Source organism: Rhodococcus sp. T2V, from assembly GCF_029269925.1.
GTDB classification, from domain to species: Bacteria; Actinomycetota; Actinomycetes; order Mycobacteriales; family Mycobacteriaceae; genus Rhodococcus_F; species Rhodococcus_F koreensis.
In genome coordinates this window covers 30,660-46,998 of sequence record NZ_JARJBD010000042.1, presented here as the reverse complement: position 1 = coordinate 46,998, position 16,339 = coordinate 30,660, and the positions used below count along the sequence as shown (strand labels likewise).

13 protein-coding genes are annotated in these 16,339 nt (G+C 67.9%); 7 read left to right on the top strand and 6 right to left on the bottom strand.

The features are described 5' to 3' along the window. Nucleotides 1-2: 2 nt before the first annotated feature. Nucleotides 3-2,426, top strand: coding sequence for a CaiB/BaiF CoA-transferase family protein (locus P3H15_RS29910; RefSeq protein WP_276140534.1), 2,424 nt, complete (start codon nt 3-5; stop codon nt 2,424-2,426). Between the two features lie 190 nt (nt 2,427-2,616). Next, nucleotides 2,617-3,990, top strand: coding sequence for an MFS transporter (locus P3H15_RS29905; protein ID WP_276140533.1), 1,374 nt, complete (start codon nt 2,617-2,619; stop codon nt 3,988-3,990). A 69-nt stretch (nt 3,991-4,059) separates the two neighbouring features. Here P3H15_RS29905 and P3H15_RS29900 read toward each other — a convergent pair whose 3' ends face one another. The 3 genes from P3H15_RS29900 to P3H15_RS29890 form a co-directional block, all read right to left on the bottom strand. Next, nucleotides 4,060-4,977, bottom strand: coding sequence for a triacylglycerol lipase (locus P3H15_RS29900; protein WP_276140532.1), 918 nt, complete (start codon nt 4,975-4,977; stop codon nt 4,060-4,062). 137 nt (nt 4,978-5,114) lie between these two features. Beyond that, nucleotides 5,115-6,266, bottom strand: coding sequence for an acyl-CoA dehydrogenase family protein (locus P3H15_RS29895; RefSeq protein WP_276140531.1), 1,152 nt, complete (start codon nt 6,264-6,266; stop codon nt 5,115-5,117). 52 nt (nt 6,267-6,318) lie between these two features. Beyond that, the gene (locus P3H15_RS29890) at nt 6,319-7,488 is read right to left on the bottom strand and encodes an aromatic ring-hydroxylating dioxygenase subunit alpha (protein ID WP_276140530.1); all 1,170 of its coding nucleotides are present in this window, start codon (nt 7,486-7,488) and stop codon (nt 6,319-6,321) included. 201 nt (nt 7,489-7,689) lie between these two features. Here P3H15_RS29890 and P3H15_RS29885 point away from each other — a divergent pair, with 201 nt between their 5' ends. The 3 genes from P3H15_RS29885 (at nt 7,690) to P3H15_RS29875 (ending at nt 11,238) form a co-directional block, all read left to right on the top strand. Then, the gene (locus P3H15_RS29885; RefSeq protein WP_276140529.1) at nt 7,690-8,679 is read left to right on the top strand and encodes a GNAT family N-acetyltransferase; all 990 of its coding nucleotides are present in this window, start codon (nt 7,690-7,692) and stop codon (nt 8,677-8,679) included. A gap of 221 nt (nt 8,680-8,900) precedes the next feature. Beyond that, a complete protein-coding gene (locus tag P3H15_RS29880; RefSeq protein ID WP_072939746.1) occupies nt 8,901-9,725 on the top strand; it encodes a mycofactocin-coupled SDR family oxidoreductase in 825 nt (274 codons plus the stop codon). A gap of 19 nt (nt 9,726-9,744) precedes the next feature. After that, nucleotides 9,745-11,238 (top strand): aldehyde dehydrogenase, encoded by a 1,494-nt coding sequence (locus P3H15_RS29875; RefSeq protein ID WP_276140528.1) that lies wholly within the window; start codon nt 9,745-9,747, stop codon nt 11,236-11,238. 80 nt (nt 11,239-11,318) lie between these two features. On the opposite strand, the gene P3H15_RS29870 is transcribed toward P3H15_RS29875, so the two are convergent. From P3H15_RS29870 to P3H15_RS29860, 3 genes are read right to left on the bottom strand one after another with little or no spacing between them, the layout of a single operon-like run. Continuing rightward, nucleotides 11,319-11,975 (bottom strand): TetR family transcriptional regulator, encoded by a 657-nt coding sequence (locus P3H15_RS29870; protein ID WP_072939750.1) that lies wholly within the window; start codon nt 11,973-11,975, stop codon nt 11,319-11,321. Between the two features lie 38 nt (nt 11,976-12,013). Next, nucleotides 12,014-12,919: an alpha/beta fold hydrolase gene (locus P3H15_RS29865; RefSeq protein ID WP_276140527.1), complete on the bottom strand. Its 906-nt coding sequence runs from the start codon at nt 12,917-12,919 to the stop codon at nt 12,014-12,016. A 22-nt stretch (nt 12,920-12,941) separates the two neighbouring features. Then, complete coding sequence (locus P3H15_RS29860) at nt 12,942-13,721, bottom strand: SDR family NAD(P)-dependent oxidoreductase (RefSeq protein ID WP_172651449.1); 780 nt, start codon at nt 13,719-13,721, stop codon at nt 12,942-12,944. Between the two features lie 150 nt (nt 13,722-13,871). Here P3H15_RS29860 and P3H15_RS29855 point away from each other — a divergent pair, with 150 nt between their 5' ends. Together P3H15_RS29855 and P3H15_RS29850 are read left to right on the top strand one after the other, a co-directional pair. Further along, nucleotides 13,872-14,831, top strand: coding sequence for a PDR/VanB family oxidoreductase (locus tag P3H15_RS29855; protein ID WP_276140526.1), 960 nt, complete (start codon nt 13,872-13,874; stop codon nt 14,829-14,831). 3 nt (nt 14,832-14,834) lie between these two features. Next, nucleotides 14,835-16,316, top strand: coding sequence for an MFS transporter (locus P3H15_RS29850; RefSeq protein ID WP_276140525.1), 1,482 nt, complete (start codon nt 14,835-14,837; stop codon nt 16,314-16,316). Nucleotides 16,317-16,339 lie beyond the last annotated feature (23 nt).

Below are 16,339 nucleotides of genomic sequence, written 5' to 3'. Positions count from 1 at the left end.
CGATGACGCTACCGCTGACCGGTGTCCGCGTACTGGACCTCACCGACGGCCTCGGTGAGTCGTGTGGCCGGTACCTCGCCGACCTCGGCGCGCAGGTGACGAAGGTGGAAGGTCCGGGAGGTGCCCGTTCACGCCGCGCCGAGCCGGTGGTGGACGGGGTCAGCATCCCGTTCGCGCTGCGCAACGCGAACAAGCGGGGGATCGTCGTGGACCTCGACGACCCCGTGGGCCTCGATCGGCTGCGGGAACTCGCCGCGGAATCCGACATCCTGATCGAATCGCACGCGCCGGGCGCGCTGAGCGAGCGCGGAGTGGGCGCGGCTGAACTCTCCGCTCTCGCACCGTCACTGGTGTGCGTGTCGGTCACGCCGTTCGGGCAGACCGGGCCCTACCGGGACTGGGCGGCCACGGAACAGGTGCTGTACGCACTGAGCGGTGTGCTGTCCCGCTCCGGCGCTCCCGGAGCCGAACCCCTGCTTCCTCCCGCCGGCCTGGTGGAGGAGACGGTGGGGATGCACGCCGCCTGGTCGGCGCTGCTCGCCTACTACGACCGCATCCACACCGGTCGCGGCCAAGTCGTGGATCTGTCGGCCTTCGAAGCGCTCGTCCACGGCTTCGATCCCGGTTTCGGGACGCAGGGTTCCGCGGCCGCGGGGCGCTCCGACGACTTCCCCCGGAATCGGCCGGACGCGTCGAACTTCTATCCGGTGTTCCCCTGTGCCGACGGCCACGTGCGGATCTGCCTGCTGGCCAAACGGCAGTGGCGGGGAATGTTCGCATGGCTCGGCGAGCCGGAGGAATTCGCCGACCCGAAGTACGACACGATTCCGGCCCGATTCGCCGCCGCCGACGCCCTGCACCCCCTCATCGAGGCGCTGTTCGCGACCCGCACCCGCGACCAGCTCGTCGCGGAGGGCGCGGCCAGGGGAGTGCCCGTCGGCGGCGTCCTCTCGCTCGGGGAAGTGCTGACGACCGAGCACTTCGACGTGGCCGGTGCCCTCGCGGACATGGAGATCGCCACCGGGGTGCACGCCCGGGTTCCGACGGGATACGTGTCGATCGACGGCGCACGCGTCGGAATCAGGACCCCGGCGCCCGAGGTCGGGGAGCACGACGCCCAGCCCCGGGCGGCGCGGGAGGCGCCGGCGGGCGAGGCGTCCGGGACCCGGCAGCTGGGCACCCGCCCACTCGACGGCCTCCGCGTTCTCGACCTGGGCGTGATCGTCTTCGGCGCCGAACTCAGCCGTCAGTTCGCCGACTACGGCGCCGATGTCGTCAAGGTCGAGAATGCCAAGTTCCCCGACGGTCTCCGCCAGTCGAAGCGGGGTGCGGCGCTGGCCGCGTCCGTCGCCTGGGGGCACCGCAACAAGCGCAGCCTCGGTCTGGACCTGCGCAGCCCCGAGGGCGGGGAGTTGTTCCGCCGACTCGTCGCCGAGGCCGACGTGGTCCTGGCCAATTTCAAGCCCGGAACACTCGCGTCGATGGGCCTGTCGTACGACGAACTCGCCGCACTCAACCCCCGCATCATCGTGTCCGAGAGCAGCGCGTTCGGCAGTACCGGACCGTGGAACAACCGACTCGGATACGGCCCGCTGGTGCGTGCCGCGTGCGGTGTGTCCGCCCTGTGGCGGTACCCCGGGAACGAGGATCTGCTCTGTGACGGCTCGACCGTCTATCCCGATCACATCGCCGCCCACGTCACGGCGATCGCGGTGCTCGCCGCCCTGATCCAGCGGACCCGCACGGGTAGGGGCGCAGCGCTCGAGGTGGCGCAGGCGGACACCGCGCTCGTCCAACTCGGTGCTCAACTCGTCACCGAATCGCTCCGACCGGGCACCGTCTCCGCGCCCGGCAACTCGGACCCGTTCGCCGCGCCGGCCGGGGTGTTCGCCTGTGCGGGTGACGACGAGTGGTGCGTCGTGTCGGTCAGGGACGACGACGACTGGGTGCGACTGTGCGCCGCGATCGGCACGCCCGAACTGGCGGATGTTCCAGCGTTCCGCACCCGGGCCGAGCGGATCCGCAACCGCGTGGACGTCGACGCCGTGCTGGGTGAGTGGCTGCAGACGCGTTCTCCCGCAGCGGCGGTCGCGCAGTTGCAGGCGGCGGGAGTGCCCGCCGGGATGATGCTGCGACTTCCCGAACTGCTCACCGATCCGCACCTGGCGGCCCGCGACGCCTACACGGTCACCCGTCACGCGTTGCTCCCGAAGGCGTTGCCCACGGCAGCCCGCGTCGCGCGCTTCTCGGCCATTTCCGATCCGCCGCTGAGCCAGGCCCCGCTCGCCGGGCAGCACACCCGCGAGATCTGCGAGGAGCTGCTGGGTATGACGTCCGCCGAGGTGGATCGTCTCGTGGACGAGGGAATCCTGCAACCGCCCGTCACGGATCCCCCGCTCGGGGTGGCCGCCTCCGCCGCGCGGTGACACGCGAGTGGATTCGACAGCGGCCCGGGTTACCCTGGGCCGCTGTCGAATCACGTCCATGTCACCGGTGTTCCGGTGAGGTCGAAAGCCCGAAGGTAAAGTCTGGACAAACCTAATGGCTGTTGGTTAACGTGGCACCCGTCACAATCATTCTCGAACTCTTCGAGACCGCACGACACGGAGTGTGTGCATGACGACCAACCCATCAACCGCCGCAGACGGTGCCACGACGGTCTCCGAGTCCGGGTCCGCCGGCGACTCGAAGCGAGCCAGCCGAGCCGCCTTCGTCGGAACTCTGCTCGAATACTACGATTTCAGTCTCTACGCCTCCGCCGCGTCGGTGGTGTTCGGGAGCGTCTTCTTCTCCGGTGCGAGTCCCTTCCTGGCCACGCTGCAAGCGGTCGGGACGTTCGCGGTCGGCTTCCTCGTCCGGCCGATCGGCGGCGTCGTCCTCGGCAGCCTCGGCGACCGGATCGGACGGAAGAAGATCCTCGTCTTCACCCTCGTGATGATGGGGGCCGCGACGATGCTCGTGGGTCTGCTGCCCGGCTACTCGCAGATCGGCTGGCTGGCCCCGGCCCTCCTCGTCCTCCTCCGGATCCTTCAGGGAATCGGGGCCAGCGCCGAATACGGCGGCGCGACCCTGGTCGCGGTGGAGTTCGCGCCGCAACGCCGAAAGGGACTTCTCGGATCCCTGCCCGGGGCGGGAGCGTCCATCGGCGGCGTTCTCGGCACCAGTGCCCTGCTGATCGTGTCGGCCGCCCTTCCCGAGGAAGCCTTCATGTCGTGGGGATGGCGCCTGCCGTTCCTGCTCAGCGGACTGATTCTGCTGTACGGCCTGTCGCTGCGGGCCCGGTTGCCCGAGACTCCGGCGTTCCGCCACATCGAGGAATCGAACGACAAGACCACCTCCCCGGTTCTCGACGTCATCCGCCGGCAACCCCGCGCCATCCTGTCCGTACTCGTGATGGTGTTCGGGCAGGCCGGTCTCGGCTACTTCTATCTCGTCTTCATGCTGACGTTCGGCCGCAACCAATTGGGCATGGGGCAGACCGACATCCTGATCGGCCTGGTGCTCGCGCAATTGAGTTGTGCGGCATTCATTCCCCTGTTCGGGATGCTGTCGGACCGGGTGGGCCGACGACCGGTCATCATCTCCGGCTTCGTGTTCTCCGCGCTGCTCGCCTTCCCGGCGTTCTGGCTCGTCGGGCACGGGGGCGGTAGCGCCGCGTTCTGGTTGGTCCTGGTGCTGGGGAACGGGGTCGGTGTCGCTGCGATCTTCGGGCCGATGGGGGCGTACGTCACCGAACTCTTCGAGACCCGGCACGCCTTCAGCGGTCTGGGGCTGGGCCGTGAACTCGGGAACGCGCTCGGCGCCGCGCTCGTGCCGGTCCTCGCGGTGCAACTCGCGTTCAACGACGGTGGCAGCACCGCGGCACTGAGCATCCTGCTGGTGGCGATTTCGGTGGCGGGCGTCGCCGCCGCATGGGTCTCGGTGTCGCGCACACAGCTCGCAACGGACGGTGCGGAGCGGGCCCCGTCGTCGCCCGAGGTCGCCGCATAACGGCCGACGCTCACACGGCGGGATGGGCCCGGGGAAACCTCGGCCCATCCCGCTTTCGCACGTCGAGGTTCAGGGCAGCGGCGCGACAGGATGGCAGGCGGGGGCAACGGCCGTCGCCGGGTCGAGGAGGTTGCGCACGATCCGGAGCGTGATGTCGTCGTACACCATGGTTCCGTGATTGGTCAGATCCTCGGGGCAGAATTCCTGAACCACGACGTTGGACACGTTCGGTCCGGGCGGCAGTTGCGACTCGCTCAGTTGCACGACGAGGTCGTGCCGCGAACTGACGGTCGCATACTCGACTTCCGGGCGGGTCATGCCACCCTCACCGGTCTCCGTGACGAACGCCGAACCCGCCGTCCCGTCGTCGACCGCCGGAATCACGTTCCCGACGGCATCTTTCGCCTGGGAATGCGCAGCGAGAAAATGCAGCATTCCGTAGGCGCTGATGCCGTTGGTGGCGGGAGCGACCCCGATCATCGTGCCGATCTTCGACTCTCCACCGAGGTGGTTGATGTAATACAGCGGCACGAGTCCGCCCTGGGAGTGCCCGACGAGGTCGACTCGGTCGGCGCCGGTGGCGGCGAGGACCGTCTCGACGAAATCGCCGACCTGCCGGGCGGACACGCGCATGTCGCCGGTCTGATGGAACGGGCCGGTGTCCGGGCCCCCGTAGTCGAGGCCGAAGACGCAGTAGCCGTCGGTTTTCAGCTGGGGTGAGTACATCGCCCAGTTGGCGTAGCTGTTCTCGAATGTTCCGTTGACGAGGACGACGGGCCGCGGATGAGCGGCGTCCGGCTTGCACGAGAAATCGTTCATGCCCTGCGGAATCGCGTCGGGATGCTCGATGGAATAGGCCCACGCGGCAGGCCACCCGGTTTGCGGGGGCCCGACCGGAGCCTTGTCCGGGGCGGCGTCGGCCACCGCCGGAGTGCCCAGGACTGCCAGGGCCCCGAGAACTGCCACCGTGCGCGCGCGTGCACCCATCGCGTCCGACTCCTCTACCCCAGGGGGACCATTTTACCTAACAAATATAGTTTCTTCGCGGATGGGCGTGGGTGGGAACGGCGCAAAAAGGGGTGCGGCGAAGATTACTTCGCCGCACCCCTTCTCCTCGGAATCGTTCAGGCCTTCATCAGGTCTCGATGGATGATTTCCTTCATGATCTCGTTGGTGCCGCCGTAGATCCGCTGGATCCGCGCGTCGATGTACGCCTTGGCGACGGGATACTCCATCATGTAGCCGTACCCACCGTGGAACTGCACCCCGGCATCGATGACACGGCCCTGCAGTTCCGTGGCCCAGAGCTTGGCCTTCGCCGCATCCACCGCGGTGAGGGTGCCGGCGTTGTGCTCACGTACGCACCGGTCGATGTATGCGCGGGACACCTCGACGGCCGTCTGCAGTTCGGCGAGGGTGAAGCCGAGGCCCTGAAACTCCCCGACCCGCTTGCCGAAGGCAGTCCGCTCCTTGACGTAGTCGAGGGTCCAGCCGAGGACCGCCTCGGCGGACACCTGCGCGGCGATGCCGATGCCGAGTCGTTCGAGGGGGAGGCTCTGCATCAGATACGCGAATCCCGAACCGAGCTCACCGAGCAGATTCTCCTTGGGGACGCGGACGTCCTCGAAGAACAACTCGGCGGTGTCCTGGGCGTGCAGACCGAGCTTGTCGAGCTTGCGGCCCCGGGCGAATCCCGGCGTCCCGTCTTCGACGACGAAGAGGCTGAACCCGCGGGAGCCGGAGGAAGGATCGGTCTTCGCGAACACGATCACCAGGTCGGCGAGGATTCCGCTGGTGATGAACGTCTTGGACCCGTTGATCACCCAGCTGTCGCCGTCGAGGACCGCCGTGGTCTGGATGGCGCGCAGGTCGCTGCCCGCGGCAGGCTCGCTCATCGCGATCGCGCCGATGGTCTCGCCGGTGACGAACCCGGGCAGCCAGCGCCGGCGCTGCTCGTCGTCGGCGTGACGGAGCAGGTAGTTCAGGACGATGTCGTCGTTCGTGGAGAATCCGGACTGCAGGGCCGACGCGCCGACCCGGGCGATCTCCTGCTGGATCACGAAGCGGAAGCGGTAGTCCAGTTCGCCCGGCCCGCCGTACTCCTCGGGGACGGGCAGTCCGAGCAGACCCTGGCGACCGGCTGCCAGCCAGGTCTCGCGATCGATCAGGCGATCCGCATCCCATTTCTCGAGTTGGGGCACCACGTGCTTGTCGACGAATCCCCGCACGGATTCGCGGAACAACTCGTGGTCCCGGTCGAACAGATCGCTCTGCATGTCTTCCTCCTGATGCGGGACGCCCGTGGGGCGCCCCGCACATCATGTGTTGTCAGTTCGTTGCCAGTAGTTTCTGCGTCTCACGCCGGAACACCTGGTTGGCGACCTCGTTCTGGCCCAACACCATCCGGCCGGCGTTGGCGCTGGTCATGCCGTGCTGCGAGTCCCGCAGGAGGGGGAAATCCTCCGCGTGGAGAACGGCGAGGAGGATCTCCCAGTTCTTGGTCCACAGGCGGTTCCACCTCTCCTCGGTCATCTCGGTCTCCGCGACCGGCGGCACGATCAGGCGCATCTCCATGCGGCAGCGCTGCGGATCGGTGGGGTGCGGCCGGAAGGTGAGGAGCTGGAAGTGATCCGGCTGCCGCAGCAGGGTGCTGTTGGGAAGCAGGAAATGGGTTTCCGTGATGTCCTTGGCCAGGCTCCGGTCACCGGGATCCTCTTCGATCCACCGGTCGATCGACTTGCGCGGCGCGATGAATCGGCAGTGCCTGCCGAAGTCCTCGAATGCCAGCACGTTGGTGTGGATGTGCTTTGCCGCGGTATTCGGGTGGGCGTACTGGATGTGATACCCGTCGAGGAAGGCGTCCTGCATGATCTTCCAGTTCACCGGCTCGTCGAATCCCTCGGACTGGAAGGCGATCTTGGAACCGAGGTCGTAGCCGGCGACGATCGTATCCATCTCTTCGCCGAGCCAGCCCGCCACGTCGATCTCGGCGTCCGCGTCGTCGACGACCCAGATGAAACCGTGACGCTCCTCGGTCGGCAATTCCACGAGCCCCATGTCGGTGGTGTCGGTCTCGCCGAACGTGTTGTCGCGGGTGATCGTCCGGAGGCTGCCGTCCGTGTCGTACGACCACCGGTGGTAGGGGCAGGAGAAGAGTCGGCAACGGCCCTTCTCCTCCTTTTCGAGGAGGGCGCCACGGTGCCGGCAGAGGTTGACGAACGTCTTGACGCCGCCGTCGCGCTGACGGACCACGATGATGTTGTTCCGCGGCATCTGCAGGGTGAAGAAGTCGCCGGCGCGGGGGATCTCGGAACCGTGAGCGACGATCGAGGGGACACGTCCGAAGATGAGGTCACGTTCCCGCTTGGCCACGGCCGGATCGGTGAATTCCTCCGGCTGGAACCACGTGATGTGGTCGAATTCGTCCGTCGTGTCGTTGCGCAGGTGATCCAGGGCGCGGCGAATGCGTTCCTCGCGGGGGGCTCCGACCTCGGTCATTGCGTTTCCTCCAGTGTCGTGCGGAGTCGATGGGCCCGGCGTTGTCGCCGCTACCCGTCACCGGCTCCGAATGCGGTGTGGATCGACCCGTTAAATCTAACTCACATAGATTTATGTGTAAACCCTCGCAGGTCCGGCCGTTGCGGGTGTTATCAATGAGCATTAGGTTTAGGTGACACCGTCCGATGAGGAGTGATACGGATGATTTCCTGTCAGTGGTGCGAGGAACTCGCAGACGACGACCGCGACGAAGTTCTCGCCCTGGTGGGCGCGGCCGCGGAATACGACGACGAGGCGGGGTTCTCGCGCATCGAACCGCGTGACGTCACGGCACGTTCGCGGCCGGGGATGCGGGTATCGCATCTTGCTGTCAAGGCGCGCCGCGGTTTGAGCGCCGTCGACGACGTTCCGCTCGTCGTGGTGGCGTACCTCAACATCGCCGTGGACGACGACGGTCTCGGGACCGTCCAGTTCGTCGTGCATCCCGACTATCGATCGCGGGGGATTGCGACCCTGCTCGTCGAGGAACTGGGCCTCGACGTGGACCGGCCGGACGGCTGGATGGGTACCGGTGCACGCGCGCTGCGCGTCTGGGCCTTCGGCACGCATCCCGCGGCCGAGCGCCTGACTCGACGGTTCGGGATCTCGTCGGTGAGCCGGCTGTGGACCCTGTTCCGCAGCCTGACCGGGCCGTTCGCGGTTCCGCTCGATCCGGTGCACCTCCCGGCCGGGTCCGTGCTGGAGGCGCCGCGCGGGCTCGGGGCCCGCGAGTCGGTGACGGCTCTCGACGACGTGCTGGGCCGTTCGGGAATTCCGGCCGCTCAGCTCGAGAAACTGGCGGAGAGTCGTGCCCACGGAACCGGGTCCGTCGTACTCGCGTCCGGAGACGCCGGCCGGCCCCAGGGGTTCGTCTGGCTGGACCCGTCGCTGCACACGCACCTCGAACTACGGGCGGCGTGGATCCGTGCGCTGGTGCTCGAGAAGGAGGCGCGGGGCGGTGGCCTGGGTGCGGCGCTGCTCGTGCGGGCGCTCGAGGTGCTGCGCGAGGCGGGGGCCCAGATCGCCTTGATGAGAATAGATCCCGACGACGACGGTGCGGTCCGGCTCTGCCGGCTGCTGTCGTTCGAGCAGGAGGATGCGCATACGTGCTACCAGGTCGGTGAGTGGCACGAGGCTCCCGGCTACCTCTGAGGCATGAGACGGAGAACGATATTTGTGTCACTGTTGACGGGCGGCGAATGCCGCGCTACTGTCCTGTGACACGGTTCACAAGCAGTGTCCGTTTCGAGGGCGTCCGGCCGACGGCCCTCGAACCCAAGACCCACATCCAGTGCTCACATCGCGCGCACGCCGCGCGACATTTCGGCGCACATCACCGACATCTCAGGCTCGGTTGAACGAGAGGACACGTCATGGCACGACTCGAGGGGAAGGTCGCGTTCGTCACCGGTGCCGCACGCGGACAGGGACGTTCGCACGCGGTGCGACTGGCGGAGGAGGGCGCCTCCGTCATCGCGATGGACATCTGCGAGCAGATCGACACCGTCTTCTATCCGATGGCGACCACGGACGACCTCGCCGAGACCGAACGCCTGGTCAAGGAGGCCGGCGGTTCCATCGTCACGTCGGTGGGCGACGTCCGGAACCGCGCCGACGTCCAGCGCGCGTACGACGCCGGGATCGAACAGTTCGGTCACGTCGACATCGTCCTGCCCAACGCCGGCATCATGCCCGTCATCGGACCCGGAAATCAGCCGCAGGCGTGGCACGACGCCATCGACGTGATGCTCACCGGCGTGTGGCACGTACTCGAGGTGACGGTGCCCGGGCTGATCGAGCGGGGCGAGGGCGGGTCGATCGTCATCACCAGTTCCGCCGCGGGCCTCACCAGCATCGGGCTCAACACGTTCCCCGGCCAGGCCGGTTACTCCGCGGCCAAACACGGCGTCGTCGGTCTCATGCGCCTGTACTCGAAGCAGCTTGCCAAGCACAGCATTCGGGTCAACACCGTGCATCCCACCGGGGTGAACACCCCGATGGTGGCCAACGCCGAATACGGCGAGTTCGTGAACTCGCACCCCGAGGTCGCGAACGACGAATCGTACAAGAATCCGATGCCGGTCGAGCTGATCGAGGCCGTCGACATCAGCAACGCCATCGTGTTCCTCGCCTCCGACGAGGCGCGGTACGTCACGGGCGTGACCCTGCCGGTCGATGCCGGCTACAACAACCGCTGAGCGAAGGGAATTTTCGACCATGACGACAACAGAGTCGGCGGCCGCGGCGCCTCCGAAGATCGCCGATCGCGAGCAGGTGTTCGTGGGCGGCCGGTGGGTGGAGTCGACGGGAGACGAGTGGATCGACCTCGTCGACCCGTTCACCGAGAAGAAGGCGGCGCGAATCCGCAGCGCCACAACCGAAGACGTCGAACGCGCCGTGCAGGCCGCTCGCACGTCGTTCGATTCCGGCGAGTGGGCGTCGCGCACGATGGCCGAACGCGCCGACGTCCTCGACGAGATCGCTGCGCGACTCGAGAGTCGCGTGGAGGAGTTGACCCCGCTCGGCGTGATCGAGGTCGGCATCCCCGTCGCGGTCAGCGGCCCGACCCAGCAGATGACCGCCGGGTTGTTCCGCGCCGTGGCGGCCGTGGCCCGCGACTACTCCACCCGCGACGACCGGACCAGGGCAGACGGCGGGGTCTCGCGAATCCTGAAGGAACCGACCGGGGTCGTCGCAGCCATCATTCCCTGGAACGGGCCCATCGGGACGATCGCCTTCAAGGTGGCCCCCGCACTCGCCGCAGGGTGCTCGGTGATCCTCAAGACGGCGCCGGAGGCCCCGGTGTCGCCGTCCGTGTTCGCCGACGTCATCGGGGAACTGACGGCCGAAGGCAAGATTCCGGACGGTGTCGTCAGCGTTCTCTGCGCCGACCGGGAGGTATCCGAAACTCTCGTCACCAACCCCGACGTCGATCACATCACGTTCACCGGAAGCACTCTCGCCGGGCGGCGCATCATGTCGCTCGCCGGTGAGCGCATCGCCCGGGTGTCGCTCGAACTCGGTGGCAAGTCGGCGGCGATCATCCTCGACGACGCCGACCTGGGGCACGTCATGCAGTCGCTCCCGATGGGTGGCTGCATGCAGAGCGGTCAGGCGTGTATCGCGCTGACGCGGGTGCTCGTGTCACGCAAGCGCCACGACGAGGTGGTCGAGGCGCTCAAGGGCGCACTGGGTTTCCTCACCATGGGAAACCCGTGGGAGCAGACGACGTTCCTCGGCCCGCTCGCCATGGAACGGCAGCGTGACCGGGTCGAGAGCTACATCGCCTCGGCGAAGGAGGAGGGTGCGACCGTCGTGCTCGGCGGCGGCCGTCCCGCAGGCGTCGACCACGGCTTCTTCGTCGAACCGACCCTGATCGACGGCGTGCGCAACGACATGCGCGTCGCGCAGGAGGAGATCTTCGGTCCCGTGGTCTCCGTGATCACCTACGAGGACGAGGAGGAGGCGATCGCCATCGCCAACGACTCGATCTACGGACTGTCCGGCGCGGTGTACACCGCCGACCTCGAGCACGGTTTCGAGGTGGCGCAGCGCATCCGGACCGGAACGGTCAGCGTGAACGCCACCATCATCGACTTCACCGTGCCCTTCGGCGGTTACAAGCAGTCCGGCGTCGGACGTGAAGGCGGCGTCGAGGGTCTCGAGGAGTTCTTCGAGACCAAGACGGTGCATCTGCCCGCCATCGGGTAGCGGATCGCCGGCACCGAGATGACGAAGGGCCCCTGGAACATCGTGTCCCAGGGGCCCTTCGCGTCGTCGGGCGCCGCGTGTCAGGCGGAGCGTTCCTGCGGCGCGTTCGCGGCGGCCGCGTCGTTTCGCATCACGCCGTACAGGAAGCTGCGGATCATCTCCTCGAACAATCGCTTCGACGAGAGTTCGTTGGCGGCAAGCGCTTCGGCGAGGAGCGGCTGAGACTCCGGATCGACGTTCGGGAAGATCGTGGCCCGGGTGCTCGGCTTGCGCATCGCCTCCGTGAGGACCGCGCCGATCGACAACGTCTCCATCCCGTCCAGGATCTGGACGTGGAGATGCGTCGGAACGCCGGAGTCCAGCAGGAACCGGGCCGTGTCCTCGTACGTGCCGATCAGGAGGTCCCGGGGCAGGTACTGCAGCAGGATCGGCGCGGCGTTCCGGTGCCGCAGGATGGCCTGGCGGAAATTCATGCTCAACGCCACGAAGAACTCGGGCCAGTCGGGACCGGGTTTGCGGCGGGGACGGACTACGGACGCGCCGGCGATGTGCCGAGCCACCGCGGAGAGGATCTCGCTCTTGTCCGCGAAGTGGTGGTACAACGACGGCGCCTGCACTCCGAGGTGCTTGGCCAGTCGCGGCAGACTGAATGCCTCGAGTCCTTGGGAATCGATGATCTCGATGGACGCCTGCACCGCAGCCGCGCGGCTGATCAGGGGCTTCGATGGTCGGGGCATGTCAGGCTTTCCGGTCAGGGTGTTCGCTCGGATGGTTGTCAGTCATGATGAGGTGAATCGTAGTCGGTCGTGGTCACCTCATGGGTGTAGGCGACGTCGCCGTCGAGGAAGTCGAGCAGGCCACCGCTGAGCAGGTCGTTGTCGTCGCCGCTGACCATGTGCCCGGCCCCTCCGACATCGATGTGACGGGCCGTCGGGATCAGTTCCAGCAGGTCACGCGCACCGTCCGCGCTGACGACGTCGGACTGGGCGCCCCGGATGAGGAGGGTCGGGACGCGCACCGCGCGCGCCGCGGCACGGGCCCGTGCTTCCCGGACCTCGGCGTGGGCGTCGGTGTTCTCCCGATACGTGATCATCCGTGGATCCCAGTGCCAGTACCAGCGCCCGTCGCGGAGGCGAAGGTTCTTGCGAAGTCCCTCGACGCGCGGCGGACGACGACGGTGCGGGTTGTAGGCGACGACGGCGTCGAGCGCGTCGTCGAGGGTGTCGAAACCGGCGAGGCCGCTCTCCATGAACGACGTGATCTTGGCGAGGCCGCCGGGTTCGGCGCGGGGCGTGATGTCCACCAGAACCAGCGCGCGGCCGATGCCGTGGTCGCCCTGTGCGAGCAACGACGCCATTCCTCCCATGGACGCGCCGACCAGGACCGGTGGCTCGTCGAGACCGGCGGCGACGGCCGCGACGTCGCGCGCATGGGCGTTGCTGCCGTAGTCGCCGTCCTCGGCCCACTCGCTCTCACCGTGACCGCGAGCGTCGATGGCCAGGGCGCACCAGCCGTTGTCGGCGAGTCGAATTCCGGTGCGCTGCCACGAATGGCGGGTCTGCCCACCACCGTGCAGCAGCAGGACGATTCCCTTCCTCTTCGCGGACGCCGGCTCCCACCGGTCCGCGACGAGTGTGACCCCGTCGCCTCGCAGTTCGGTGCGCATCGTGGTGATCGGCATGGTCGTTGTCGCCTTTCGTCGGTCAGTGACCGGAGGTTCCGCCGTCGACGGCGAGCGTCGAACCGGTGATGTAGCCCGAGGCCCGGCTGGCGAGGAAGACCACCGCCGCGTCGAGTTCGCGCTGGGTGGCGGTCCGTCCGAGTGAACAGTCGTGGAGGAATGCCGCGAGTGTCTCCGCCGACATCTCGCCGATCATGTCGGTGTCGACGAATCCCGGTGCGATCGCATTGACCCGGATGCCCTTGCGCCCCGACCACTGGTTCGACAGATCCCTGGTCAAGCCGATGAGCCCCGCCTTGCTCGACGAGTACGCGGCCTGCGGGAGTACCGACTTCACCAGGCCGAGCATGCTGGTGATGTTGACGATGCTGGAACCGGGGCCCATCACGCGGGCGCAGGCCTGCGCGGCCCAGTAGGCGCCGAAGAGGTTCACGTCGAGCACCGCCCGATAGTCCTCGGGCCGCTCGCGCGTGGCGGGTGCGGCGTGGGTGACCCCGGCATTGTTCACCAGGATGTCGAGTCTGCCGAACCGGTCGATCGCCGCCCGGGCGAGCGCGTCGCACTGCTCTGGATCGGTCACGTCGGTGGGGACGACCAGGCAGTCGCGACCGCGTTCGGTCACCGATCGGGCGACCGCGTCGAGTCGGTCGCGCCGTCGTGCGGCGATCACGACATCCGCGCCCGCCTCGGCGAGCGCGCACGCGAAACCTGCGCCGAGGCCGCTGCCCGCGCCGGTGACGACGGCCACGGAGTCGGTCAGGCGGAACAGGTCGAGCACCGATTCGGTTGCCTGCGGGTTCATGAGCGAGGTCTCCCATCCAAAATTCTAATGCACATAGGTTTATCGCAGGTGCTGCCGTGGGGCAACATCTCCGACGTGCGTCTTGCGTGACATTAATCTAATGACATAAGATTTACGAGCAAGTGCAGTCGAGTGGAACGAGACGGGTACATGACCAGCAATGCGAACCAGGAGCGGCTGCAGATGCAGGTCGCCGGTAAGGAAACGCTTGCCGACGGCGTCGTGCGACTCACGCTGGTCGACGAGTCCGGTGCCGCGGCCCCGGCCTGGACGCCGGGTTCGCACATCGATCTGGTCCTCGACGACACGATCACCCGCCAGTACTCGCTGTGCGGGGATCCCGGCGACACGACGTCGCTGACCGTGGCCGTGCTCCGTGAGGCCGACGGTCGAGGCGGCTCGATCCGCGTCCACGACAAGCTCGAATCCGGCGACCTCGTCACCGTGGCCGGTCCCCGGAACCACTTCGCCCTCGTCGACGCGGACTCGTACCTGTTCGTGGCGGGCGGGATCGGCATCACGCCCCTGCTCCCCATGGCGCGGGAAGTGGATTCGAGGGGAACGCCCTGGCGCCTGCTCTACGGCGGGCGGACCCGCGCGAGCATGGCGTTCGCCGACGAACTCGCGGACGCACACCCGGATCGGGTGCTCCTCCGCCCGCAGGACGAGCACGGACACCTCGATCTCGCCACGGCCCTCGACGAGGCCGAGCCGGGAACCGTCGTGTACTGCTGCGGGCCGGAACCGTTGCTGCAGGCCATCGAATCGGCGTGCCGGGAACGTCCGCACGTCACCCTGCACGTCGAGCGTTTCGCGCCGAAGGCGCTTCCGGAAGGCGACGACGGCGCGTTCGAGGTCGAACTCGGCCGATCCGGGCGCACGGTGCAGGTTGCCGCGGACGAGACGGTTCTCGACGCCGTCCTCCGGGAAGGCCTCGACGTCGACTTCTCCTGCCGGGAGGGCACCTGCGGAACGTGCGAGGTCGCGGTCCTCGGCGGCACCCCCGATCACCGGGACTCCGTTCTCAGCGAGGACGAGCAGGCGGAGAACGACGCGATGATGATCTGCGTATCCCGGAGTTGCACACCCAAGCTGATCCTGGATCTCTGACCGATGGTGACGACGGGGGCGGAGTCGGCCACGGTCACGCTTCCGGCCCGACGGTCCGGGGAGCGCGATCGGCTGCTGGTCCCGGCGCTGTGCTTCGTCGTCATGACCACGGCCGTCATGCAGACGGCGGTCGTGCCGCTGCTCCCCGCGATGGCGTCGCAACTCGGGGTCGATTCGGCCGCCGTGGGCTGGGTGGTCACCGCGAACCTGCTCGCCGCGGCAGTGTGCACTCCGGTTCTCGGCAGACTCGCCGATCGGCAAGGTCCGCGCCCGGTGCTGCTGGGGACGCTCGTCCTGGTGCTCCTCGGTTCGGTGCTGTGCACCGTCACCGAGGAACTCCCGTTCCTCGTGCTCGGCCGAATCCTTCAGGGGGTGTCGTTCGCGCTGTTCCCGATCGGCGTCGCCGTGCTGAGAGGGCGCCTCGACCCGCGCCGGCTCCTCGGTGCCATCGGGCTGATGTCGGGGATCCTGGCCGTGGGCGGGGGACTCGGCATGGTCGCCGCCGGCGTCCTGCACACCGAGGGCGCGGACTTCCGGCGAGTGTTCGCCCTGCTCGTCGGGCTGAACCTCGCCGCCCTCGTCGTCGCCTGGGCGACCGTACCTCGCGGCGGCGCGGCGCGGACCCGCGACGGCATGGACCCGGTCGGCGTCGGACTCATGGCCGTGGGCCTGTCCGCGATCCTGATCGCCCTCGCCGAAGGCGGCCGGTGGGGCTGGGCCTCACCGGCGACGATCGGCGTGGCGGCACTGGGGATCGCCGTCACGGCGGGGTGGTACCTGCACGAGCGACGGACCCGGGCGCCTCTCGTCCCGCCGATGCTGCTGACCGGGCGGCGAGTTGCGGGCACGCACCTCGCGGCGTTTCTCGTCGGGATGGCCATGTACATCCAGTTCCTCGGTTCGGCGCAGTTCGTGCAGGCCGCGCGCGCCACCGTCGGATACGGCTTCGACGCCTCGGTGCTGCGCACCAGCGTCCTCGTGCTGCTCCCCGGTTCGGTGGCGGGGGTGGTGGCGGCGTCGGCGAGCGGCCGATTCGTTCACCGCTTCCGCGCCGACCGCGTGCTCGTCGCGGCCTGCGGGATCGGGGTGGCCGGATTCGCGATGCTGGCACTGGCCCACTCCCGGTTGTGGCAGGTGGTCGTGGCGCTCGTCGTGATCAACGTCTTCGTGAGCGGGTCCTACGCGGTGCTGCCCGCGTTGCTCGTCGACGCCGTGCCTGCCGAGTTCACCGGGGTCGCCAACGGCGTCAACGCGATTGCGCGGACGTTCGGTAGTTCCCTCGCCAGCGCTCTGGTCGCGACACTGCTCGCGTCCGTGACGGTCGCCGGCACGGATCTGGCGTCCGAGCGTGCGTTCGTGATCGCGTTCTGGGTGGGCGGCGCGGCGGCGGGATCGGCTGGGTTGGCAATTGCTCGAGCGGAACACTTTTCGAGAAAACGTGCCGATCGGGGTGTCCGATTCGGTGCAGCATCAGTTAACCTATAGATCATAGGTTTGTAGCGGTGGCG

Coding starts and splice junctions, on each gene's coding strand:
- P3H15_RS29910 (WP_276140534.1), top strand. CDS start 3: ATGACGCTACCGCTGACCGGTGTCCGCGTACTGGACCTCACCGACGGC.
- P3H15_RS29905 (WP_276140533.1), top strand. CDS start 2,617: ATGACGACCAACCCATCAACCGCCGCAGACGGTGCCACGACGGTCTCC.
- P3H15_RS29900 (WP_276140532.1), bottom strand. CDS start 4,977: ATGGGTGCACGCGCGCGCACGGTGGCAGTTCTCGGGGCCCTGGCAGTC.
- P3H15_RS29895 (WP_276140531.1), bottom strand. CDS start 6,266: ATGCAGAGCGATCTGTTCGACCGGGACCACGAGTTGTTCCGCGAATCC.
- P3H15_RS29890 (WP_276140530.1), bottom strand. CDS start 7,488: ATGACCGAGGTCGGAGCCCCCCGCGAGGAACGCATTCGCCGCGCCCTG.
- P3H15_RS29885 (WP_276140529.1), top strand. CDS start 7,690: ATGATTTCCTGTCAGTGGTGCGAGGAACTCGCAGACGACGACCGCGAC.
- P3H15_RS29880 (WP_072939746.1), top strand. CDS start 8,901: ATGGCACGACTCGAGGGGAAGGTCGCGTTCGTCACCGGTGCCGCACGC.
- P3H15_RS29875 (WP_276140528.1), top strand. CDS start 9,745: ATGACGACAACAGAGTCGGCGGCCGCGGCGCCTCCGAAGATCGCCGAT.
- P3H15_RS29870 (WP_072939750.1), bottom strand. CDS start 11,975: ATGCCCCGACCATCGAAGCCCCTGATCAGCCGCGCGGCTGCGGTGCAG.
- P3H15_RS29865 (WP_276140527.1), bottom strand. CDS start 12,919: ATGCCGATCACCACGATGCGCACCGAACTGCGAGGCGACGGGGTCACA.
- P3H15_RS29860 (WP_172651449.1), bottom strand. CDS start 13,721: ATGAACCCGCAGGCAACCGAATCGGTGCTCGACCTGTTCCGCCTGACC.
- P3H15_RS29855 (WP_276140526.1), top strand. CDS start 13,872: ATGACCAGCAATGCGAACCAGGAGCGGCTGCAGATGCAGGTCGCCGGT.
- P3H15_RS29850 (WP_276140525.1), top strand. CDS start 14,835: ATGGTGACGACGGGGGCGGAGTCGGCCACGGTCACGCTTCCGGCCCGA.